This is a genomic window from Microcoleus sp. ARI1-B5 (assembly GCF_036705795.1).
Taxonomy (GTDB): Bacteria; Cyanobacteriota; Cyanobacteriia; order Cyanobacteriales; family Microcoleaceae; genus Microcoleus.
The window spans coordinates 292959-315854 of sequence record NZ_JAUBVK010000001.1 but is presented as its reverse complement, the minus strand read 5'-3'; the positions used below and the strand labels follow the sequence as shown (position 1 = coordinate 315854).

The window sequence follows — 22896 nt, the reverse complement described above, 5'->3', positions numbered from 1 at the left end:
CGCAACCAATATTCAGTTGTCTGAAAACTCGTTCTCGCCTATCTAGCTAGCAGATACTGCAGCTAGCTGACTCAGTACGTCCTTTAACTTTTCAGTTACCTCAACGGGCGGAGCGCACAGTGGCGGACGGGTGGAACCTACATCCCAGCCTTGAAGTTTGAGAGCTGTCTTGACGGGAATGGGATTTGTGGTGAGAAAAAGAGCTTTAAACAGGTCAAAAAGTTGCAAGTGAATCTGGGTAGCGACTTGAACTTGACCGGCCTCGAAAGCTTTAATCATCTGTTGCAGTTGCTCTCCTACCAGATGGCTGGCTACGCTAACTACGCCAGATCCTCCTACTGCCAACATTGGCAAAGTTAGGGAATCATCTCCAGAATAGATCGCAAATTCCGGTGATGTCAAGCACCTAATTTGACTTGCTTGATCCAAGTTGCCGCTTGCTTCTTTGACTGCCACAATGTTGGGGATTTCTGCCAATCGAGCTACTGTTTCCGGCCACATATTTTGGCCTGTGCGACCGGGGATGTTATATAACATTATAGGCAATTCTGGAGCAGATTGCGCGATCGCCCGAAAATGATTGTACAAACCTTCTTGCGGCGGCTTGTTGTAATAAGGAACCACCTGCAAACAGCCGTCCAACCCGAGTTTAGCTGCTTTTTGCGTAGCTTCGACTGCTTCTGAAGTTGAATTCGAGCCGGCTCCTGCGATTACCAAAGCTTTACCGGCTACTGCCTTTTGTACCACCTGAAATAATTGGTACTCTTCATCCCAGCTCATAGTAGGAGACTCGCCCGTTGTTCCGCATATTACCAAGCTATCAGTACCGCGATCGGCTAAATGAACTGCCAATTGTTCTGCTACCGCATAGTTAACGCTGCCGTCTTCCTTAAACGGCGTAATCATTGCAGTCAGAACCCGTCCAAACTTTACCACACTTTCTCCGATTTTAGACTGTTGATTTTTGATTTTAAATTTTTGATTTCAGATGAAAGGTTTATCTAAAATCTTCATTTCAATTGCCGTATGGCCAGCTTCAGTCGATTTGAGATTTGAGATTTTAGATTAAATAATTGAGTCCCCAGATGAATCTGGGTTCTTCAACAGGAGTCTAAAATTTTGGGTTCTCCACGACTTACTTAAGTAGGGGGCTGGCATCCGTTTTTTGGGCCGAGTCAGCCCTAAATAGAAGCAGCCGCTGCTTGGATTCGCAGCAAATCTTTATCGGCCAGCAACTCAGCTATCTGCACCGCATTTAAAGCAGCCCCTTTGCGAATTTGATCGCCGCTCAGCCACATCTCCAACCCGCAGGGGTGAGAAATATCTTGGCGAATCCTGCCGACTAGCACTTCATCCTTACCGCTGGCTTCGGCTGGCATCGGGAAATAATTAGCTTGCCAGTCTTCTACCAGCTTAACCCCGATCGCCTCTTTTAAGATTTCCCTGGCCTCGATCGGACTAAAAGGCTCTGCAAACTCCAGATTAATCGCCTCCGAATGAGCGCGGAGTACGGGAACCCGCACGCAAGTTGCAGTAATTTTAATCTCGTCCGTACCAAAAATCTTCCGAGTTTCGTTGACCATTTTCATCTCTTCCTCACAATACCCCAAATCGTTAATCGGCGTATTGTGCGGAAACAAATTAAAAGCCAAGGGGTAGGGAAATATATCGGTTTTGGGAGTTTCCCCTGCCAAAATTGCTCTGGCTTGATCTTTCATTTCCTCCATTGCCCTCGCGCCCGCACCGCTGGCAGACTGGTAAGTAGCTACAACTATGCGCTTGACTGGCCGAACTTTGTGAAGCGGCCAAACAGCAACAGCCATCAAAATTGTCGTGCAGTTGGGGTTGGCAATGATACCTCGGTGAGTTGCCGCCGCTTGGGGATTGACTTCGGGAACCACTAGCGGCACGCTCGCATCCATCCGGAAAGCGCTGGAATTGTCGATTACCACGGCAGAGGCTGCCACTGCTTTCGGAGCCCAGAGTTTAGAAGTAGAGCCGCCGGCAGAGGCGAGCACTATATCTACATTATCGAACGATCGCTCGGACACCGCCTCTACCGGCAGCATCTCGCCGCCAAAAGGCAAAGTTGTGCCTGCTGAACGTTCCGAAGCCAGCAGCTTCAGGTCAGAAATGGGAAATTTCCGGCTGTGCAAAAGCTCCATTAACTCGGCACCGACAGCGCCGGTAGCTCCTAAAATGGCAACTCGATAGGATTGAGACAAATTAGTTTCCTCCACAAATTAGAGTCTAAACGATCGAAATCTAAAATTTAAATACTGCAATACTCAATATTAAACTTAATTAATGTTATGCGATCTGGGCACAGTCAGACGGTGGCAAGGGTGCAGTTAACCGGAACGGTCGATCGTACTCAATCCCAGTTTAGCATCTTTCGCCGCAAGCGTTGCTTGCAGCTATTGGATCGTCCGCGCCCTATCGGCATCGGGTTAGGTTTTGGGATATATCTGCCTTTTAGCAGACGCATCCATTGACTTGACGTGCCACTTATGCCGGCTACATTGACATCACAGGGCGATATGTGCTAAGGTGCATCGGCAATTAGTGGACTTAACCTCCACATTCCTAGCAACAAAACCTAGTATCCTCAAACCAAAACTATTTGGCAAGAGCGAAAAAAGTAGCCGGAAACGACTTACAGTCTCATCCGGTAGAGGTGTTTGTAGTTGTGCCGCTACAATTCAAAACGTACAAACTTAAAATGCAGGCAAAGTCAGATTTGTATGTATTTTATTAGATTATTGTTAAATATCACAAAAGCCGATGAAAGTAACCCAGGAAAAACTTCCAGCTAGCCAAATAGGTTTGGAAATCGAAGTCCCATCAGAAAAGTCAAAACAAGCTTACGAGCAGGTAATTAAACAATTCGCTCGCGAGGTCAATATTCCTGGGTTCCGCAAAGGCAAAGTTCCCCGCCAAGTTTTGCTGCAGCGCCTGGGCCAGACTCGTTTGAAAGCTACAGCTTTGGAAAATTTGATTAATGATTCGCTGCAAAAAGCTCTCGAACAAGAAAAAATTCAGGCAATTGGCAGTTTTGAACTGCGCAGCGAGTTTGAAGAATTGCTAGAGAAGTTCGATCCAGAACAGTCTCTAACTTTTTCGGCTAAGGTTGACGTACAACCAGAAGCGAAAATGGGTCAGTACACCGGTTTGCAGCTTCAAGCAGAAGAAGCTAAGTATGACGAGGCTCAGGTAGATGAGGTACTGGCAAAATATCGCTCGGACAAAGCTACTTTAATCCCCGTAGAAGGCAGATCTGCTCAGTTGGGAGACGTGGCTTTGGTTGATTTCGCGGGTAGATTTGCAGAAGCAGCCGAAGGCGAAACTCCCGCAGAAATTCCCGGCGGCGATGCCGAAGACTTTCAAGTAGAACTGTCGGAAAATCAGTTTGTACCGGGCTTTATCCAAGGCATGATCGGGATGAATCCGGGAGAAACTAGAGAAGTTTCCGTGCAGTTCCCTCCGGAGTACAGCAGTGAAGAATTAGCGGGAAAACCGGCAGTCTTTACGATTACCCTGAAAGAACTTAAGGAAAAAGAATTGCCGGAACTCGACGACGACTTTGCTCAAGAAGTCAGCGAGTTTGAAACTTTAGCAGAACTCCGCGAATCCCTGGAAAATCGGTTTAAAACAGAGCAAGAAAACAAGACATCTGCTAATAAGGAAAAAGCCATATCAGCAGCACTGGTGCAGCTAATAGATGTGGAAATTCCCGAAACAATGCTCGCTCGCGAAATCGACTATTTGCTCAACCAACAAGCCATGCAGTTGAAAAATTACGGCATAGATATCAACCAACTGTTTACCGAAGAAAATATGGGGCCGATGCGGGAACGTTCGCGCCCGGAAGCAATCGATCGGCTTAAGCAGACTCTAGCTCTGGCAGAAGTAGCCAAGCTGGAATCTTTGTCTGTGGAAGACGCAGAAGTAGCAGCAGAAGTAGCAAGAGTCAGAAAGCAGTTTCCCAAAGGAGATTTTGACCCTCAAAAGTTGCGGGAATTTGTAGCAGAAGACTTGCTGAAACAAAAAACCCTGAAATGGTTGGAAGAAAAAGGGACAATTGAACTCGTACCTGAAGGCTCTCTGAATCCCGCAGCAGAGGAAGAAGCAGAAGAATCAGACGGCCCAGATTCTGCAGAAGCAGCCACGAGCGTTGAAGTGGAAGTCGTAGGCCAAGATTCAACAGTTGACAGTTGACAGTTGACCTGGGACAGTTTGAGAGCGACCTCTACCTAGAAGGAAGAGGATTGGAGTAATGAATAGCCTGATTTTAATTTCTCCCTCACTCGCGAGAGGCTTTCAACCAATTCTTTCTGGTAAAAGCTTCTAGTTTTGCTTCTAGAAACTACAAGGAGAAGGGCGCGCTTAGCAAGCACCGATTGGTGCCAAATTAACGTCAAACGCAGTCAGAGACTGTTGTTTGATGATTGGGCCCCGAGCCCCCCTAGCCCCCCTTAAGAAGGGGGGAACCGGAGGTACTCTTTCGTCAACCCCTACTCCCCTACAACCAGGGGAGTAGGGGTCGAGTAGGGGGTATGCGAGGGGGATCTAGCCTAGGCGGTAAACGAGATTTATCAACTCTTAAGCTTAAGTTGACACGAATGCCGCGCACCTGATGCTTGCTACAACATGGCTGGCGCGCGGGGGCTAGAAACCCGGTTTGTATTGAGATGTCTCGCCTCCCAACCCAGATTTTGCTAAGAAACCGGGTTTCTTTTGCTAAGTTCTATACAAGCGTAGGGCGCGCACTAGAAACAGCGTTGATTTGTAACTAAGTGTTTTAACTCATTCACCCTCGGAACCAGGCGAGTCACGCCAGCGTTGCGCAAAGCAAAGAAAGCAATTTGAAGACTCAAAACTCCCCATTCCCCCGATCGGGGTTCATTCGAGGCATAATAGTTAAAAGCTGGCGGCTTAATTTAAAGCTTTCATCAGCAGCAAATTGTCTAGTATCCTTGACTGGTGTCTTATGGTTGTATCTCAATCTTCAAACTACCTAATTACAAGCTACAACGATTTTGATGTCAGCTCTAGTCCCAGCAATGTAGTGCCAATGGTGCTAGAACAGTCGGGGATGGGCGAGCGGGCATTTGACATTTACTCGCGCTTGCTGCGGGAGCGCATTGTGTTTTTAGGAACTCCCGTCACTGACGAAGTGGCTGACTCGATCGTAGCTCAGCTATTGTATCTAGATGCCGAAGACCCAGAAAAAGATGTCCAAATGTACATTAATTCCCCCGGCGGCTCGGTGACGGCGGGTATGGCAATTTATGACACAATGCAGCAAATCCGCCCGGATGTGGTGACGATTTGTTACGGTTTGGCAGCGAGTATGGGCGCATTTCTGCTGACAGCCGGAGCCCACGGGAAGCGGATGTCTCTTCCGAGTTCCCGGATTATGATCCACCAGCCGCTCGGAGGCGCTCAAGGTCAAGCAGTTGATATTGAGATTCAAGCCAAGGAAATCCTTTATCATAAGCGTAAGCTGAATCAACTGCTAGCGCACCACACAGGTCAACCACTCGACAAGTTAGAGGCAGATACAGAGCGCGACTTTTTTATGTCAGCCGATGAAGCCAAAGATTACGGATTGGTCGATCGAGTTATCGCAAAAGAAAATCTTCCGGCTGCGGGAGAAAACGTCACTGCACTGAAATAAGAGGCTGTTATGTCTAAGTACGACTCCCATCTAAAATGTTCGTTTTGCGGCAAGTCTCAAGAGCAAGTGCGCAAGTTGATCGCAGGCCCAGGGGTGTATATCTGCGACGAATGCGTTGACTTGTGCAATGAAATTTTAGATGAGGAGTTGTTTGATTCGAGTGCAGTGCCGGCGGCGGCGGCGGTTCCGAAGCAGGAAACGACGCCAAAGCGCCGCGCTACCTCGGGCAAAAGTATGTCGATGAGCCAAATCCCCAAGCCGAGGGAAATAAAAAATTACCTCGACGAAAACGCCATCGGCCAAGAAGAAGCGAAAAAAGTGCTCTCGGTGGCAGTTTACAACCACTACAAGCGCCTCAGCTTTATTCAAACTAAAAATAGCGGCAAGCACCCCCCGGAAGAAGTAGAACTGCAAAAATCAAATATTTTGTTAATCGGGCCGACGGGCTGCGGCAAAACTCTCCTGGCTCAGACGCTGGCGGATATGCTCGACGTGCCGTTTGCGGTGGCTGACGCGACGACGCTGACGGAAGCCGGCTATGTCGGGGAAGATGTGGAAAATATTTTGCTGCGGCTGCTGCAAGTGGCAGATATGGACGTGGAAGAGGCGCAGCGCGGCATTATTTATATTGATGAAATTGACAAAATTGCCCGCAAGAGCGAAAATCCTTCGATTACCCGGGATGTGTCGGGGGAAGGGGTGCAGCAGGCGCTGCTGAAAATGCTGGAGGGGACGATCGCCAATGTACCTCCTCAAGGCGGTCGCAAGCATCCCTATCAAGACTGCATCCAAATTGATACCAGCAATATCATGTTTATTTGCGGCGGCGCTTTTGTCGGTCTGGACAAAGTGATCGAGCAGAGAACGGGTAAAAAGTCAATGGGTTTTATTCAGCCGGGAGAAGCTGCGCCGAAGGAAAAGCGGGCCGCTGATGTACTAAGGCAACTGGAACCAGACGATTTGGTAAAATTTGGGATGATTCCGGAGTTTATCGGGCGGGTGCCGGTGGCGGCGGTGTTAGATCCGCTGGATGAGGAAACGCTGATGGCGATTTTGACTGAGCCGCGCAATGCTTTGGTTAAGCAGTATCAAAAGCTGCTGAAGATGGATAACGTACAGTTGGACTTTAAGCCGGATGCTATTCGGGCGATCGCCCAGGAAGCATACCGCCGCAAAACAGGAGCGCGGGCGCTGCGGGGAATTGTCGAAGAATTGATGTTGGATGTGATGTACGAGTTGCCGTCGCGGAAGGATGTTGCCCGGTGTACGATTACTAAGGAAATGGTCGAGAAGCGATCGACCGCCGAGCTGTTGGTACTTCCGTCTTCGCTGCCCAAGCCAGAGTCAGCTTAAAAGCAAGGTTTTCAGCACAGCCACTTATGGAATCTCGCATTCAATCATACCTGCGCTTTGCCGCGAGCCAGCAGCGTGACACCGATCGGATCGGGCCGTTCCTCGCTACCTTCAGCCGTCACAGCGCCAACCCTTATCTCAACTATGCGATTCCCGACGACGGCGCCGCACCCTCGCTCGCCGATGTCAACGCCCTAATCGCTGCCTACTCTGTGCGCGGGCGAAAGCCGCGTTTGGAGTATGTCGCGAAACTAGCCCCTGCTGTCGAAGAAACGCTGATATCCGCCGGTTTCACCGTTGAGGGACGCTTGCCGCTGATGACTTGCACTCCGGGTTCGGAGAAATTGCTTCCCCTCCCCCCGGACATCGAACTCATTGTGCCAGTTTCCGAGGCCGAGATCCTCGGTACAGCGGCGGCGCAACACGAGGCTTTCACAGAGGCTGCACCAAGCCCTGAAGACGTTGACAGCCTTCGGAAAACTCTGGCTGCAGGTGGCATCGCCGTACTCGCTCGCTCCGCAGCAACGGGCGAACCTGCTGGGGGTGGAATCTGTACTGTGCCGACAAATCAGACGACAGAAATCGCCGGTATCGGCGTGCGCGTCCCTTTTCGCCGACGGGGCATAGCAGGGGCTTTGACGGCCCGGCTGGTGCGAGAAGCTTTCGACGCGGGTGTTGCGGTGGCGTTTCTGATGGCGGGACACGAGGAGGAATTCCGAGTTTACACCCGCGCTGGATTTTGTGCGATCGGCGAAATTTTGCACATTTCGCTCCCGCCCAAGTAAAACGCCTGTCAAATAGGTTCGCAGCATCGGACTTTAGTCCGCTAATTTAGATGCGGACTAAACTCCGAACGATCGAACATCTTGATTGAGCTCCCAAAATCAATCGATTACCAATCTATAAAATCATCCCCATCAACCTCAGAAGATAACTCAGGAAAATCTTCTTCAGTTTCCAAGCTGAAACTCCCCGATTCCCAAATCTCTAAATCATCCGACAAATCGACTACTTCCCCCTCAAACATATCAGCCCATTGCCTGCTCGTATTCGCGACAGATCGAGCATCAGCCCGCACCGCTACAGCCTTAGCATTTAAGTCATTCTGAGAGTTGGTAGAGCCGTTTGTCTGGCGCAGGGGTTCAGAAATATTTGGCACATTAGCAGCAGTATTTTCAGCCACTGAGGAGTGTTTTTGATCTTCTCCCCCGTCCACCCAAAAATCATCGGGAATCTCAGAATCCGCCGAGTTGTGCACCTCTTGATTCGCATCACTCACAGCAGGAGAATTCCTAGGAGTTTCGGCAACACGTCCGTTATAATTTGGCAAATCCTGGGCGCGGGAACTATTAGTTTCAGCGGGATTTGTCAATCCCACTTTTACTGTTACTTGTCGGTTAAAAACTTGCAAAAAAGCTTCTTCAATATTAGCTACTTTGTCTTTAGCTGTATTGAGCAGCTTCGGCGCTCGGATTTTAACATAGGCAGTATTATTGGTAAAAATTACTAGATTTCCGTGTTGGCGAAGCAGGACTTGAGTGCTGAACGGTCGCACTTTGGCAAGTACCTGTTCCCACACTCTATTTAAATCCATTTCATCGGCTGAATTAGTCGGTGAATAATTTGTTTGATTCGTTTCAGGAGTTGGTATCGCTTCGGGAATCGGCGCAGGAGGTGTGCTTTCTGTGCGATTAACAATAGGTGGTGGCTGCGGTGGCGGATTTTGAGGTTTGGCTGCGGGAGGCTGTTCGATATGAGCTGTGGAACTCCCCCCCGAAGCCTGGGGGGGTTGGGGGGGGTGAATTTGGGATTGACCAATATTTTGACTTGCTTCGCCTGCTGGTTGTGGCTGAGTTCTAATTGCCGAAGGCAACAATCCCAACAGCGTTACTTCCAGCCACAATCGCGGCTGAGTGGTGTTTTTAATTTGCACTTCGTGGGTTTGCAAGTGTTTCTGACTTGCCAAAATTAACTCGGCATCCCACTTGCGCGCAAAATCGCATAATTTTTCCCAAGTTGCAGCGGTTAAAGCTACTAAATCATAGCGTTTCGGTGCAGATGAGGCTATTAGCAAATCTCGGTAAAAGCTCGCAAGACTTTGCAGCACGATTAGCGGTTCCCTACCGCGATCCATGAGGTGGCGAGTCATGTCTATTAATGCTGTAGCGTTATCGTTCTCAATGGCTTGCAGCAGTTCCATCAAGTCATTTTCCGGGACTGCACCGACTAAATCCCAAACTTTTTCGACTGTTATTTGACCGGGAAATAAGCTGAGTTGGTCGAGCAAGCTTTCGGCATCTCGCAGGCCTCCTTGGGCGATTTGAGCGACCATTTGCACTGCATCGCTGGCAATGTTGATGTTTTCTAATTGGGCAATTTTGTGCAAATGAGCGGTCATTGAGTCGAGGGGAATCCGGCGGAAGTCGAATTTTTGGCAGCGAGATATGATAGTTGGTAAGACTCTTTGAGGGTCGGTTGTGGCGAGGACGAATACGACGCGATCGGGCGGTTCTTCTAAGGTTTTTAATAAGGCATTAAATGCTTGGTTGCTGAGCATATGAACTTCGTCGATTACATATACTTTATAGCGGCACTGTACGGGGGAAAATTGGGCTCGTTCGATCAAGTCCCGAATGTTATCTACTCCGGTGTTGCTGGCGGCGTCAATTTCGATGACATCGAGTGTTGAACCTCGGGCAATTTCTTGACAAACGTTGCATTTGCCGCATGGTTTCGGGGTGGGGGCGCCGGTAGAAATACAGTTGAGGGATTTGGCGAAAATTCTGGCACTAGAGGTTTTACCGGTGCCTCTGGGGCCGGTGAATAGATATGCTGGTGCTATGCGCTGTTGCAGGATGGCGCTGGTGAGGGTTTGGGCGATCGCCTCTTGGCCGACTAATTCGGCAAATGTCTGAGGGCGATATTTGTGGTGCAGGGGTTCGTAGGTCACGATCGAAGTATGGGTGGTATTAGCTGTAATCTTAGCTAAGGACACGTTGTTCGATCGCACCGTAGCTCTACTCTCACAGCCAGCCGTCCGGTGGACTCGCGGGGCTGCGAGCGATCGCTCGCGTAGCAATTAGCACCCGCTCGGAGCGTCCGCGACTCGATCGTCCGGGCGATCGGTTGTTCTCCAGAAGTGTTTTTGGCGAGCGATCGAGAGAGTTAGTATTGATTTATGTGTCTTTACTTTTCTTGGCCTAGAAACCGAGTCCGCCGAACCAACATTTTTTTTGACCTATATGGGTATAATCTATCACAGAGAATTCACCATTTTTTTTTGCCGGTGCGGGCGCGGAATTTTCCGATATTTCGAGAACCAGCTTGCAGTTAAAGATAAAGTATTAATTAGAGGGTGCCTGTTCGAGTTTCAGAAATCCCGTTCTACCAAGATGGTGGTGGAATGATGTCAATGTTGGTCGATCGAGTTACACTGCCAGCTCTACTCTGGAATCCTGTATAAATATAGCGTCAAATTTTACCCTTTAAAAGCCCATGTCAACCCAAATAATCCTTGTAGAACCAAGGTTGGCAGTAGCCTCTCCCAAACCTAAACAGGCTAAACCCGGAGATCCGTCCTCAGACCAACTCTTGATGGGAGCGTCGGGAGCACTGTTGTTATTGCTGATCGGTTTAGCGGTGTTTACCAAGCTAAAAATCGACGATTTGAGCAAAAAGCTCAAATTTGAGGAATTTAGAAATCGAGAACTCCAGAAAAAATACAAAATGGCTCTGGAAACCATCTCAAAGATGGAAAAAAATCCCGACCTCATTCACTCGCGAGACTTTAATTTAGACTACCTGAGAATGCGGATGGCGGAAGAGGTCTTTCACTTTGCCATTGTGAACCAGATTAAGGTAAAAGTCAAAGACAAAATTAGTATTGCCCTGCGTCCGACTCAGGGTGCAGTGGGAGATAAAAACGGGAATGCTGGCAGCGGCAGGCAAGTGGATTCGATGTTTGATATCGAATACGAAACTGGCGATCCCGCCGTAAAAATAGAAAAGCGAGTGCTGTTTCGGATTCAAATTAAGCTGATGAAACTGCCGACGCAGGCAACATCGGCGACAATTAATCAAATCATTGACTGTTTGGAAACTTATCTGAGTCCTTCAGACGATCACGACAGTTGGCAGCCGACTATTCAAGGTCGCATCGTTCATATTGAGTGGGATCAAAAAGCGAAGCCGACGCCGATGTTGGTGCTGGAACAGTCGAATGAAGGGGTGAATGTTACCTTTAGGACTACGAGAACGCCTACCGGCAGACCTGCAAATGCCAATGAGAGTCAGTTGGCAGGAGCTAAGGGGCAAAAAAGCGGCAAAGGTAGTTCTAAAAGTGCAGCTAAAGGTGGGACAAAAAGTCCTGCCAAAGTAGGAGGGAAGCGTCCCGGTTCTCGGAAATAAGTTTAATTTTGTTTAACCGAAAGAAGGCCTGTTGTAGCGGGTGTGAATTTGTCTTGTGGAAGGTAGCTGTCTTCTATAGCATTTCTCAGGTACATTAGGTACAGGTTGAGATTTTAGATTGGGGGATTGAGGAATTGTTAATGAATTGGTGAATACCTCACTTACTTGAGAAGTGCTATATCGGAATAATGCGATCGGCTATATCTAAAAAGCGGTTGTCCTGGGTGACAAGCATGCATAGTGCAGTGCTGTAATGCGGCCAAACCTCCCATGATTTCACCACATCTCGACCTGATTTGCTGTCTAGCGCTGCGGTGGGTTCGTCTACTAATACTAATTTCGGCGGGCTGACTAATGCCCGGGCGATCGCAACTCTTTGTTTCTGTCCGCCATAAAGACTGTCGGGGCAATCATCTATTCTTTCTTTCAACCCTACTGCTTGCAGAATTTCCTCTATTTTATGATTAGTTTGTTAGCGAGAAAGATGGCTGTGCAGTTCTAAAGACATTTGCCGGTTTTGCTTAGCTGTCAGGCATTTGAGGAAATTGTGAGTTGGGAAAAAATAGCGGATGTCAAGGCGGACTTTAACTAATGTATTTTTGCTAGTTTACCGTATTTCTTAGTCAAGAATTTGGAGACTACCTTCTTGGATAGCAAAGCTCCAATCAACGTTAACCAAGTTGTTTTACCCGACTCACAATGCCCATTCACCAACACGATTTCGCCCGGATAAATTTCGGCGTTGCTGAATTAATGTATGAATTGCTGAGGAACGGGAACATCCTGAAATTTTAGAGCATCCCCGTCTGTGAGAGAGCCGCAAGTGTCAAACCCACTATGAAGTATTGTAAACAGATTTCAGCTATTTAGGGACATCAAACAGCACCTCGGTCATGTAATGTTCGGCCCAATCTTGACCGAAAGCTTTTTCGAGTACGCGGCGGGTTTTGTCGTTTTGCTGCTGCTGAGTGCAGTAGTAAATTTGAGCGTCGAGAATTTTCGATGCTTCGGCGACAGAAACTGGTTCCGAAGCCACTGCGAGTTTGCAGTGAATTTCCACGTAGGATTCAACTATGTCGAGAAATCGGCTTTCTTCTTCCTGTGAATCGGGGCGCACAAACAGGCAAAATTCTGAGAAAATATCGCCCCATTCGGGAATTTGGCGGGGACAAGAAAACTGGTTGACGGGCAGAGTTTGCAGTCGAGTGCGGTAGGTTTCCGACAAAGTTCGATCGGGATTTAGGGGAGAAAGGTCTGCGATCGCCGCGCTAATTTGACCTTTACCTGCTACGATGTCTGTGCCGAACATCGGCAAAGCGTAATTCGGTCTCGGAAACATCACGCAGTGCAGGATATCCAGCAGCGGCCCGACTTTAGCTAGTTCCAGGTGTATTTTGCGGAATTGGGGAGTTTGATAGCAGCGGTTTTCTATGATCAGTTTTTCTCCTTCGAGCCGCCCTTCCACATATCCCAACTCAGCGGGGAGGTGGTAGGGTTCGAGGTCGAGGTACCGGCGCCATACTGATTCTATCCGGTCTGCTAATTCGCGGATCAGGTAGTGCTGTTGCTGGCGCAGGGAAGGTTGGGATCTTTCTAACATTCTTATTTATCGGGCGATCGCTTAATAAAACTTGATTCTACTGTTGCAGGATGCAGGAAACAAGGTAGATACTTTTAAGGATATCAGCAGATCGACGTGCGATCGAGCAAGTTTTACAGAAAAATCCGCCCTCTTATTGAAAGCCCTGTGACTTGAGTCCAGGGATTCCAAGCGGCACGGGGCAATAAATTGCCCTAAAAACCCGAGTAATTGGTAACATTTGCCGAAACTCTCCGCTAAAATAAATGCTATTAGCGGTAATTCGCAGATAAAAAGCCAAGTAGGTAAGCGCGGAGATTTTGTATGTTTGGTCTGGGATTGCCCGAATTGGGCATTGTTGCAGTAGTCGCTATTCTAATTTTCGGCCCCAAGAAAATTCCTGAGTTGGGCAATGCTTTGGGCAAAACGCTGCGGAGTTTCAAGGAAGGGGTCGGTCAAGCTGATGATGAATCTGCCCAGAAGGAGAAGGAAGATCGAACCCTAGGAAACTAATTTGCTGAATTTCCTGCAAAAAGAAACAGCAACGCTCTGTCATAGTAGTTGATATTCCCGCTAGCAAATAACCCCAGGGCTGGCCGCACTCAAAACCATCACTGGAATTAACAAGCTGAGCTCCAGTGCAAACATAATGCTGGTGGGATGACCTGTTTTGAGGACAATGGATAGAATCTGTCCGGTGAAGATGAAACCGATCGATTGTACTAAATACACCACACTCATACCGATCGCCGAACATCGCATATAACCGCTAATTCAGCGAACGGGTGCTCTGGCTAGAAACCGTGCGCGCGATCGCAGCCTTCGTCATGATTGGGGATCGCCTCTTTCGGAGTATAAAAAGCATTTTTTGTTTGAGTGCGATCGCGCAGCCCGCAAAGCGCAAGCTTGTAGATATGTAGCAAGATATTGGTAGCTCGCACTACAAAAGCAACACGCTGGCTCCTCCCCATAATTGCGTCTTGCGTTACCGATGCTGAATAGGTTTTTACCATCATCCTGGTGGGAGTTCAACACAGGCTTACTGCACAATTATTGATTGAGAAAAACCAGCCGGCGGCACCACATCTACCCTAAAGCCGATGGGTGGGCAGCATTGAGACAATCAGTTTTATTGAGCAAAATCCAGCTACGTCTTTACCTTCATATTTTCCTCAATTTTTTTGTGCAGGCTAAGAGTGAGGCGATGGCGATCGACATCATGTTGATTGGCGCTGGAATTGCTGGACTGGCTGCGGGTTGCCGAGCCCCGATCGATCGCTACCAAACTCAAATTTTTGAATCGCATGACTAATCTGGCGGCTTATACAGGGCCCGGAAGCGCCAACGCTATACCTTTGATGGCTGCTTCTACTACCTATTTGGTTGTGGAGCCGACCGGCCTTTTTATGCTGTCTGGGAAAAATTAGGCTCGGTTCAGCGACGGCAGTTCGTGCATCGCGATCGATGAAAAGCGGATCGTTGCACGCGATCGAACCCTGATTCTCTGCCGCAATCGCGATCGATAAAGCAGCACAGTCTGTTTAGATTGTGGCTGTTGGATTGTGGCTGTTTGAGCGATCGCGACAGTCAAGTCCTGATGCTGGGATCTATTCTGGCAAATGCCTCCCGCGAGGGATGCTGCCGGCTGCAAAATCTGCAATTGGATAAATGGTGTACAGGATAGATTTGGTGGTAAAATGAAATATGGTAACTCCCATCGGTGCCAAAGTTTCGGAAAACGTGAAACTGGCCAGTCCATAGGGCTGTGCCTTCCGATGTAAAACCCAAAGTACGTTAACTGTAAACAGGCAATCTTTTTGAGCACATACACTGCGCAGGAGAACTGACAAATGCTACAGCGCAAAATCTATCAACTCTGTTGTGATGGTCGTGAGGTTTCTATTTTTCTTCGAGATCAGCAACGTTGGATAGAGCGCGCTCGTATCCTAGATATTGAAGGGGATCTAGTCACGCTGCGCTACGAAACCGACGAAGAAGACGAAATTAGTTCCTGGGAAGAAATGGTGCGTCTAGAAAGTATTGGAGCTGTGTCCCAAAAGTTGGCTTCGGTGTCGAGAACTAACTGCGAACCCCTAGTTTCTGACGATTGTCCCGAAGCCGAGCAAATTCGCAATCACTACCCGGACTCGAATTTAGAATAGTTTTGAGCTAGACCTTGAGGCACAAACAATACTTGGGGGGAAAGAAAACGACTTTTCTCCCTTTTTTGTCGAGGAATTGGGCAAAAAACCCGCTTTAGGTCAAAAATATTCTGGATTGTTAGCACATAAGCTGTGACGGCATTTAAATTTAAGCTCGATCGCGCGATGAGGGCCCGCGCCACAAGAGCAGTCGGGGACGCAGAACCGATGAAAAACAGATGCTGCGATTGCTTTCATCAGAAATCGCGCTATGGCTGTCGCTCACAATCACAGAAATACGCGATCGATGCGTCCAGAAATGAAGAGCTTACCGCTGCTGAAACCGGGTTTTTTGCCGGGGTGCGTCCGTCCATGTTCTGTTGTTTTGTTTGTGTGCTGGCTGGTTTCGACCTCCCAGACAGTTTATTCGCCTTGTATTTCCTCATCTAGGAAAAGTTCGGACTCCGGTATCGCTTCAAAAACCGGACAGAAACCGTCGGGGGTAACTTTAAAGCCAAACAAAGCAGATAGCTGGTTCCAACAGCGCTGGCCGCGGTAGTGCTGGCAATTGCCGCAGCATTCGAGGTTGGCTTGAACGGCGTTGCCTTCAAACAGCAGTTCCCGCTGGGAGATGCCGCGCAGTACCAGTTCTTCGCCTTGCCAGCGGGCTTCTACCAAACCGGTATCGGCAAAATTTGCCCACCGAGGATCGGCTGTAATCGGATTCGGCAAGCTAATTGCTACCTCTGTCCCTAATTCGCTGAGTTCTCCTTCATAGTTAGTTTCCGGGATTGCCGGCTGCAAAAACATTTCCCCGATCGGCAATTCAACAACAGTCCCTACCGCCGGAGTGTGCAACTGGTAGCGGTTTCGCAGCTCGTCCAAGTTAGCCAAATCAGCCAAATATGCAGGGGAACCGTGCAGCAAAATTACGTGCTGGGGACGCAAATTGTGGATGAGCTGGGTAGTCCCCGGGCCGTCGCAGTGTTCGGCGAGCAGATAAGTTTCAATGAGCCGAACTCCAGATTCTTGCCAGTTGGCCAGCCATTCCCTGACGGGATATCCGGGTTTTTGAGGTGCGAGCAAAATCCAAGGATTTGTGCGATCGGCAACATACAAACCCAAATCAGCAAACTTGTCTGTAATTACAATACACGGGGTGGTGCCCAATCCGGGGCGCTGTTCGGCCCCCAGCCGGCGGACGCGCGGTTTCACCCTTTCGTCCCAAAACAAAGGTTGGTGGAGAGCAAAATTTTGGACGGCGGTGGGAAAATGGGGCAGCAGTTCCAGATAAGCGTCGCACCCGTCGGCGACAGTGCCGTCCACCCAAATATCCAAGTCGCGGCCGGTGAAGTAGTGGTGGCTGCGGAGCAGCATCAGCAGTTCTTGACCCAAACCGAGGGCGGGTGCGGGTAGCAGTACCGAGTACCCGTCGGCGATCGCCCGGTGGATGCGATCGGCCAATTGATTCTCCAGTTGTCGGCGGTGAGGGTGGCGCGCCGTGCCGTAACTGCCTTCCAAAATTAACACGTCCGGCTTCATGCCCCGGAGTTCTCCCAGCGGCAAACCTTCCACCAAACGAGAGTTGGACAGAAAAAAGTCGCCGGTGTACACCAGGGTGTAGGTGCGGTGGGGGGCTTCATAAGTCAGGAGCACAGTCGCCGCTCCGGGCAAATGACCCGACGGGAACAACTGCACGCTCAGTCCCCGGCGCAGTTCGACCGACGACTTCCAGGGCAGTGCCTGACAGAACCCGGACTCCGGCTGCTGAGCCTGTTGGGGCCAGTTGAGCGGTAGCAGTCGCGCTGTCACTTCGCTGGCGTAAATTGGCAACTGGGGGAAAGCCTGGTGGAGTGCTAGCAAACCTCTGGCGTGGTCGGAGTGGGCGTGGGTGCACACCACGAAATCGGCTGGCAGCGATCGATTTAGTATCGCTGACAGCGGTGCGACATCCTCTACACCGCAGTCGAGTAAAATGCGGTGCGGCCCCATTCGCACTAGCAGACAGACCCCTTCCTGTGCGTGGCCTGCGCCGTAAGGTAAACAATCGAGATCCATCACTGCGGTTAGCTCCCTGTGCAAGCGCGCAACTTGCAGTATCGCAACATCTAAATGTTGGCTGCGACTGCATTCATTCATTCGATCGAGTTGAGTCCTAGACGCAAAAACCAGGTTTGATGGAGGAAAAGACTGTGTTGCCGCCCTCGTTGTCGGTCAAAAAACCGTCGCTCAAAGTTCTGGTGCGTCAGCCCTGGACTTAAATTTTTCCTCTACGGCTCCGGTTCCCGTCGTGCAACCAAAGTAATTGCACTTAAAATTTGATGCGATCGAGGAAAGCGATTTTCCGAAGGCATTGGCAGAAATGGGCATTCCGCCTTCAACAAAGTTAATGCTAGTGGTTCTTGCATCAAAAGTTACATTTTATTGCACCTTGTAAGAGCAGCGAACTCGATCTCATAAGCTGAGTTTTAAACATTTTTTCATAATTTGTCCCTGCTAAAAGCTAGTCTTTTTTATGAGAAGATTTTAAGTCAGCAGCCCAAAGATGTTGACAAAACATTACAAATCTTCATCTCTCGGGTTTTGAGGGCGTGTATAGTCCAACAATCAAAACTCGGAAAACCAGACTCATGCAGGCTGAGTCTTGCTTTCAGACCGATAGCGACTTTATGAGTGCGATCGGTTTCTTTGTAAAAGTTTGATACATTTTTCTAAGCAAACCTTGTGGCGATCCAGGAGACGCATCTTGCAGTGTCGGGCTTTTTTCTTAGAGCAACTCTCGAATTTTTAGCCTAACTCGCCCCATTGGTGCGCCCTCAATCTTCCAAAATCTCAACTAAATCTTCCATCGTCACGTCGAAGGCGCGGGCAATTTTGTAGACAGCAGACAAATCGACTGTGTTTAAAGCATCGCGTCTCCCGTAGCTTTTTACCGTGTTGTAGTTGACTCCTGAGCGATCGGCAACTTCTTTAAACGTCCAACCCCTTTGCTCAGCTAGTTCTCGAATCCGCAGTCTAACGTATCCCATTAATCGTCCAAAATCTCAACTAAATCTTCCATTGTCACGTCGAAAGCGCGGGCAATTTTGTAGACAGCAGACAAATCGACTGTGTTTAAAGCATCGCGCTGAACGTAGCTTCTGACAGTGTTGTAATTAACTCCGGATCGATCGGCAACTTGCTTTAGCGTCCAACCCTTTTGCTCAGCTAGTTCTCGAATCCGCAGTCTCACGTAGCCCATTAGCGCGATCGCCCTTACTATTCCAAAAACTCGACCAAATCTTCAATCATTACATCAAAAGCTATAGCGATTTTCTGAACGGCACTCAGGTCAACTGTATTCATGCCGTCATCCCGTCTAGCGTAACCCTTAACTGTATTGTAATTAACGCCAGAGCGATCGGCCACATCTTGCAGCGTCCAACCCTTTTCTTCTGCCAACTCTCGAATTTTTAGCCTAACTCGCCCCATTTTGCCCTTGACAACAGGTTAGTATCAACCTTATATTTACAAGAATTCAAAACGATCGCCCTCCGAGCCTGGAAAACTTAAGGGCGATCGCCTTTTCTACCACACCGCGCTTGGAGCGCGGAAGGATTACCCTATGATACCAACATCAAAGCCTAAATCACACATTCATCCCTGGTGTATCGTGCGGCAACTGCCGAATATGCAGCGATTGGTTGTGGCGCGCTTCCACCGGCGCGGCGATGCTGACGGCTATATCCAGATTTTACGGCGGTTGTTACCTGCGACTAAACACGCGATCGTCTTTGATACGACTGGGGCTGAAAAATTGCCGGAAGTGCGATCGACTGAGTTAGAGCGAATGTTGTAATTTTGATGGGGGCGATCGTATTTGATGATAAGTGCGATCGTCCCTTCTGCAAATTCACTTGGCAACTTATAAGCTACAATATTCCAAGAGTATCTACGAGCTTTAATTCCTATGAATACTCAATTAATGGTGAAACCTTCCTCCTTGATGCCCCAAGGCCTCAAAATGGTAGAGTTTGGGAATATTTACTTATTCAGATTTACCGACGATCTTCAATCTCGCATGGAAGAACTGCTAGAGAGAAAAAAACTAGATTTACTAACTGCCGATGAAGTTCCAGAATTAGCTGGCATCATCGAACTATCCCGAATTTTTACCTTGATTAACGCCCAACTTTCTACCCAAGCCAAATGGTGTCCGATCGCACTCGACAACTTATACGACAACGAGCTAAATACCTCTGCGAATACTGTCACTCTCCAGAATACCTAAGCCCCGATCGCTTTACCATAGATCATCTCATGCCCAAATCTCTCGGCGGAGCTGATGACAGTGAAAATTTAGCATTAGCTTGCCGTCGTTGCAACGAACGCCACTACAATTTTACCAAGGGAATTGACCAGGAAACTCAGCAAGAATCTTTCTTATTTAATCCTCGTCATCAGCAATGGTCAATCGATTGCGCGATTTTCGCATTGAAGATTTTAGATTGACCCCACGGATAAATGCGGGGGACGCAAGGATGAGCGTTGAAGATTTTGGATTGATTCCACGGATCGATCGCGTGGCGGGTACCACCTTTGAAATTCTTGGTCAGAGCATTTCATCTGGACAGCAGATGGTCTAAATATTGTCAGTAAAACTCCAGTAGGTCGAGCAACTTGCAATCGGCTTGACCTTAATGACGAACGTTATGATGAAGAGGATTCGATTCGGCGATAGCGCAGGTTTTGGGTAGAAGGTGGTTGGCATCCACCTGCGGAAGATCCTCGTCATTCGATTTTAGATTTTAGATTTTAGATTTGGGATTGACCCCACAGATGCAATCCGGGGGACGCAAGGATTTTCGCATTGAAGATTTGGGATTGATTCCACGGATGCAAGTCCCTGGCGGGTACCACCTTTGAAATTCTTGGTCAATTAGAATAAGCAAAATGGCTCAATTCAACTTGACTTCTGCTATGTTATGTGCCATGAATAAGGGATCTAAAAATGAATTTCACAATCAAACTGCTTGATGTCGTTGCATTACTAGAACACTTACCACAACAGGGCTTATATCGCGGTCAAGTGGGAACAGTAGTTGATGAATACGATGCAGAATTTGTTGAAGTTGAGTTTAGCGATTTGCAAGGTTGTACCTACGCGCTAGAAGCTTTTAGCAAGTCGCAGTTAATGATTTTGCATCACAGTCCGCTTGCAGAAACCCAATGGCTAAAAAGTCAGCCATCAGTACAAAAACCAGTTTTAAATCGCTAATAATCCCCGTGCAGCTAATAATTAGCCGTTACCAACTAACAAGATAAGCATTTTTTATATTGACTGTTGGCGGTTTACTTATTATAATTACCAGGTCAAAAATAACAAAAATCTTACGCCTAACAGTTTTTCTCAAATAACAGGTAAACTATTCTAAGTTTGCGCGTACCGAACGCCGCAGGCTCAAACTATTATCTGTTAAGGATTCGTCCTAATTCTTAGGAGCGGGATTTTAAAATATGCATCTCAGCGAACTGACTCATCCAAACCAATTACACGGCCTGTCGATTCATCAACTCGAACAAATTGCCCGACAAATTCGAGAAAAGCATTTAGAAACAGTAGCTGCCAGTGGCGGACACCTCGGCCCGGGATTGGGTGTAGTCGAACTGACCTTAGCACTCTACCAAACACTCGACCTCGATCGCGACAAAGTTACCTGGGATGTCGGCCACCAAGCTTATCCGCACAAATTGATCACCGGCCGCTACAACCAATTCCACACCCTGCGCCAAAAAGACGGCGTTGCAGGCTACCTCAAGCGCTGCGAGAGCAAATTCGATCATTTCGGCGCCGGTCACGCTTCCACGAGCATCTCCGCAGCCTTAGGGATGGCGATCGCGCGCGACCTCAAAGGCGAAAACTTTAAAACTGTAGCAGTCATCGGCGACGGCGCCCTGACAGGCGGCATGGCACTAGAAGCGATCAACCACGCGGGCCATATGCCGAAAACCAATGTGATGGTAGTGCTCAACGACAACGAGATGTCAATCTCCCCCAATGTCGGCGCAATTACCCGCTATTTGAACAAGATGCGACTCTCGCAGCCGGTGCAGTTTCTCAAAGATAACTTAGAGGAACAATTCAAACACATTCCCTTTGTTGGCGAAACTTTTACCCCAGAAATGGAACGCCTTAAAGAAGGGATGAAACGGTTAGCAGTCTCGAAAGTAGGGGCTGTAATTGAAGAATTGGGCTTTACCTACATGGGCCCAGTAGACGGACACAATTTGGAAGAGTTAATTGCCACTTTCAAACAAGGTCATACTATCCAAGGGCCTGTGTTGGTTCACGTGGTAACGGTGAAGGGCAAAGGATATGCGATCGCCGAAAAAGACCAAGTAGGATATCACGCCCAAAATCCCTTTAACTTAGCCACCGGCAAAGGCATTCCCTCCACCAAACCCAAGCCTCCAGCTTACGCAAAAGTCTTTGCCCACGCCCTGGTCAAGCTAGCAGCAGATAATCCGAAAATTGTCGGCATTACCGCCGCAATGGCAACCGGAACAGGCCTAGACAAACTTCAGGAAAAACTACCGAAACAGTACATCGATGTCGGTATTGCCGAACAGCACGCAGTGACTTTATCGGCTGGTTTAGCCTGCGAGGGAATGCGCCCGGTTGTCGCAATTTACTCAACATTTTTGCAGCGGGGATACGACCAAATAGTTCACGATGTCTGCATCCAAAACTTGCCTGTTTTCTTCTGTTTGGATAGAGCCGGGATTGTCGGCGCCGACGGTCCCACGCACCAGGGAATGTACGACATCTCATACTTGCGCTGCTTGCCAAACATGACAATTATGGCACCGAAAGACGAGGCGGAATTGCAGCGGATGGTAGTCACGGGAATCAACCACACCAGCGGCCCGATCGCCATGCGTTACCCGCGCGGCAACGGTTACGGCGTTCCTCTGATGGAAGAAGGTTGGGAAGAATTGCCGATCGGCAAAGCCGAAATTCTCCGCAACGGCGACGACTTGCTAATATTGGGTTACGGTTCGATGGTTTATCCGGCAATGCAAACCGCCGAGATTTTGAGCGAACACGGCATAGAAGCAACAGTCATCAACGCGCGTTTTGTCAAGCCCTTAGATACCGAATTAATCTTGCCTTTGGCACAGCGAATCGGGCGAGTTGTCACTTTAGAAGAAGGCTGTTTGATGGGCGGTTTCGGTTCAGCAGTAGCCGAAGCTTTGCTGGACAATAATGTTGTCGTCCCAGTGATGCGGCTGGGCGTACCGGATACATTAGTAGATCATGCCACGCCAGAGCAATCCTTTGCAACATTGGGTTTAACTCCGCCGCAAATGGTCGATCGCATTTTGGCAACATTCAGCCGCAAACAGTCGCCCGTCAGCGTGTAAATATCTAGAATCGGGAGCTAATATCGCGTCCGGTGGATGTAAGGTTTGTAGTGAGGACTAAAGTCCTCACTACAAACTGTTTTGAGTGCGGGCGAAGCGAAGCGCGTTGCTGAGGGAATTGACCGGACACTATCTAATTCGGCTAAAAAATTTTCCTTTATTGATAAATTTATTGAAATAAAGAAAATATTTTGTTATAATGTAAAGACCGTACTAATTTTAGGTTAGAGGTTTCCGGCTGAAAAAACACCGTCAGCCATACATTCTTATTTTGACAGATGGTGGTCAATTTGACTGGCTCTTAAACTATAAAACCCTGACATGGGGAGTTT

At 48.5% G+C, this 22896-nt stretch carries 24 protein-coding genes; 13 read left to right on the top strand and 11 right to left on the bottom strand.

Translation table 11 applies throughout. From position 1 onward, the window contains the following. Window positions 1-42 precede the first annotated feature (42 nt). Window positions 43-936, bottom strand: coding sequence for a 4-hydroxy-tetrahydrodipicolinate synthase (dapA, locus tag QUB63_RS01475; protein ID WP_332942987.1), 894 nt, complete (start codon window positions 934-936; stop codon window positions 43-45). Window positions 937-1181: 245 nt separating this feature from the next. Then, window positions 1182-2225, bottom strand: coding sequence for an aspartate-semialdehyde dehydrogenase (locus QUB63_RS01470; RefSeq protein WP_332942985.1), 1044 nt, complete (start codon window positions 2223-2225; stop codon window positions 1182-1184). 559 nt (window positions 2226-2784) lie between these two features. On the opposite strand from QUB63_RS01470, the gene tig reads away from it, so the two are divergent. From tig to QUB63_RS01450, 4 genes are all read left to right on the top strand, one after another. Next, window positions 2785-4218 (top strand): trigger factor, encoded by a 1434-nt coding sequence (tig, locus tag QUB63_RS01465; RefSeq protein ID WP_332942984.1) that lies wholly within the window; start codon window positions 2785-2787, stop codon window positions 4216-4218. Between the two features lie 772 nt (window positions 4219-4990). Continuing rightward, the gene (clpP, locus tag QUB63_RS01460; protein WP_332942983.1) at window positions 4991-5680 is read left to right on the top strand and encodes an ATP-dependent Clp endopeptidase proteolytic subunit ClpP; all 690 of its coding nucleotides are present in this window, start codon (window positions 4991-4993) and stop codon (window positions 5678-5680) included. Between the two features lie 9 nt (window positions 5681-5689). Beyond that, the gene (gene clpX / locus QUB63_RS01455) at window positions 5690-7033 is read left to right on the top strand and encodes an ATP-dependent protease ATP-binding subunit ClpX (protein ID WP_332942982.1); all 1344 of its coding nucleotides are present in this window, start codon (window positions 5690-5692) and stop codon (window positions 7031-7033) included. A gap of 26 nt (window positions 7034-7059) precedes the next feature. Further along, the gene (locus QUB63_RS01450) at window positions 7060-7818 is read left to right on the top strand and encodes a GNAT family N-acetyltransferase (protein ID WP_332942981.1); all 759 of its coding nucleotides are present in this window, start codon (window positions 7060-7062) and stop codon (window positions 7816-7818) included. Between the two features lie 107 nt (window positions 7819-7925). Here the strand turns inward: QUB63_RS01450 and QUB63_RS01445 are convergent, their stop codons facing one another. After that, window positions 7926-9983 (bottom strand): DNA polymerase III subunit gamma/tau, encoded by a 2058-nt coding sequence (locus tag QUB63_RS01445; RefSeq protein WP_332943261.1) that lies wholly within the window; start codon window positions 9981-9983, stop codon window positions 7926-7928. Window positions 9984-10528: 545 nt separating this feature from the next. On the opposite strand from QUB63_RS01445, the gene QUB63_RS01440 reads away from it, so the two are divergent. Next, a complete protein-coding gene (locus tag QUB63_RS01440; RefSeq protein ID WP_332942980.1) occupies window positions 10529-11440 on the top strand; it encodes a hypothetical protein in 912 nt (303 codons plus the stop codon). A gap of 175 nt (window positions 11441-11615) precedes the next feature. Here QUB63_RS01440 and QUB63_RS01435 read toward each other — a convergent pair whose 3' ends face one another. Together QUB63_RS01435 and QUB63_RS01430 are read right to left on the bottom strand one after the other, a co-directional pair. Continuing rightward, window positions 11616-11870, bottom strand: coding sequence for an ATP-binding cassette domain-containing protein (locus QUB63_RS01435; RefSeq protein WP_332942979.1), 255 nt, complete (start codon window positions 11868-11870; stop codon window positions 11616-11618). A 432-nt stretch (window positions 11871-12302) separates the two neighbouring features. After that, entirely contained in the window at window positions 12303-13040 is a 738-nt protein-coding gene (locus QUB63_RS01430) for a phycocyanobilin:ferredoxin oxidoreductase (protein ID WP_332942978.1), read from the bottom strand. Window positions 13041-13343: 303 nt separating this feature from the next. Here QUB63_RS01430 and tatA point away from each other — a divergent pair, with 303 nt between their 5' ends. Continuing rightward, window positions 13344-13532 (top strand): twin-arginine translocase TatA/TatE family subunit, encoded by a 189-nt coding sequence (gene tatA, locus QUB63_RS01425; RefSeq protein ID WP_332942977.1) that lies wholly within the window; start codon window positions 13344-13346, stop codon window positions 13530-13532. 281 nt (window positions 13533-13813) lie between these two features. On the opposite strand, the gene QUB63_RS01420 is transcribed toward tatA, so the two are convergent. Further along, window positions 13814-14035 (bottom strand): hypothetical protein, encoded by a 222-nt coding sequence (locus QUB63_RS01420; protein WP_332942976.1) that lies wholly within the window; start codon window positions 14033-14035, stop codon window positions 13814-13816. A 41-nt stretch (window positions 14036-14076) separates the two neighbouring features. Here QUB63_RS01420 and QUB63_RS01415 point away from each other — a divergent pair, with 41 nt between their 5' ends. After that, window positions 14077-14331, top strand: a complete 255-nt coding sequence (locus QUB63_RS01415; protein ID WP_332942975.1) for a hypothetical protein — start codon at window positions 14077-14079, stop codon at window positions 14329-14331. A 111-nt stretch (window positions 14332-14442) separates the two neighbouring features. On the opposite strand, the gene QUB63_RS01410 is transcribed toward QUB63_RS01415, so the two are convergent. After that, on the bottom strand, window positions 14443-14778 hold the full coding sequence (locus tag QUB63_RS01410) for a hypothetical protein (RefSeq protein ID WP_332942974.1): 336 nt from the start codon (window positions 14776-14778) through the stop codon (window positions 14443-14445). 91 nt (window positions 14779-14869) lie between these two features. On the opposite strand from QUB63_RS01410, the gene QUB63_RS01405 reads away from it, so the two are divergent. Further along, entirely contained in the window at window positions 14870-15181 is a 312-nt protein-coding gene (locus QUB63_RS01405) for a DUF6679 family protein (protein WP_006633466.1), read from the top strand. A 402-nt stretch (window positions 15182-15583) separates the two neighbouring features. Here the strand turns inward: QUB63_RS01405 and QUB63_RS01400 are convergent, their stop codons facing one another. From QUB63_RS01400 to QUB63_RS01385, 4 genes are all read right to left on the bottom strand, one after another. Further along, window positions 15584-17218, bottom strand: a complete 1635-nt coding sequence (locus tag QUB63_RS01400) for an MBL fold metallo-hydrolase (RefSeq protein WP_332943260.1) — start codon at window positions 17216-17218, stop codon at window positions 15584-15586. Window positions 17219-17976: 758 nt separating this feature from the next. Then, window positions 17977-18189 (bottom strand): helix-turn-helix domain-containing protein, encoded by a 213-nt coding sequence (locus tag QUB63_RS01395; RefSeq protein WP_332942973.1) that lies wholly within the window; start codon window positions 18187-18189, stop codon window positions 17977-17979. After that, entirely contained in the window at window positions 18189-18401 is a 213-nt protein-coding gene (locus QUB63_RS01390; protein WP_332942972.1) for a helix-turn-helix domain-containing protein, read from the bottom strand. Before QUB63_RS01390 ends, QUB63_RS01395 begins: the two co-directional genes overlap by 1 nt. A 17-nt stretch (window positions 18402-18418) precedes the next feature. Next, entirely contained in the window at window positions 18419-18631 is a 213-nt protein-coding gene (locus tag QUB63_RS01385) for a helix-turn-helix domain-containing protein (RefSeq protein ID WP_332942971.1), read from the bottom strand. Between the two features lie 133 nt (window positions 18632-18764). Here QUB63_RS01385 and QUB63_RS01380 point away from each other — a divergent pair, with 133 nt between their 5' ends. From QUB63_RS01380 to dxs, 5 genes are all read left to right on the top strand, one after another. Continuing rightward, entirely contained in the window at window positions 18765-18998 is a 234-nt protein-coding gene (locus QUB63_RS01380; RefSeq protein ID WP_332942970.1) for a hypothetical protein, read from the top strand. Between the two features lie 111 nt (window positions 18999-19109). Beyond that, complete coding sequence (locus tag QUB63_RS01375; protein ID WP_332943268.1) at window positions 19110-19430, top strand: hypothetical protein; 321 nt, start codon at window positions 19110-19112, stop codon at window positions 19428-19430. Then, complete coding sequence (locus QUB63_RS01370; RefSeq protein WP_332942969.1) at window positions 19349-19651, top strand: HNH endonuclease; 303 nt, start codon at window positions 19349-19351, stop codon at window positions 19649-19651. The genes QUB63_RS01375 and QUB63_RS01370 overlap by 82 nt, the downstream gene beginning before the upstream one ends. A 499-nt stretch (window positions 19652-20150) precedes the next feature. Continuing rightward, on the top strand, window positions 20151-20417 hold the full coding sequence (locus QUB63_RS01365) for a DUF4926 domain-containing protein (protein ID WP_332942968.1): 267 nt from the start codon (window positions 20151-20153) through the stop codon (window positions 20415-20417). 239 nt (window positions 20418-20656) lie between these two features. Continuing rightward, a complete protein-coding gene (dxs, locus tag QUB63_RS01360) occupies window positions 20657-22564 on the top strand; it encodes a 1-deoxy-D-xylulose-5-phosphate synthase (protein WP_332942967.1) in 1908 nt (635 codons plus the stop codon). Window positions 22565-22896 lie beyond the last annotated feature (332 nt).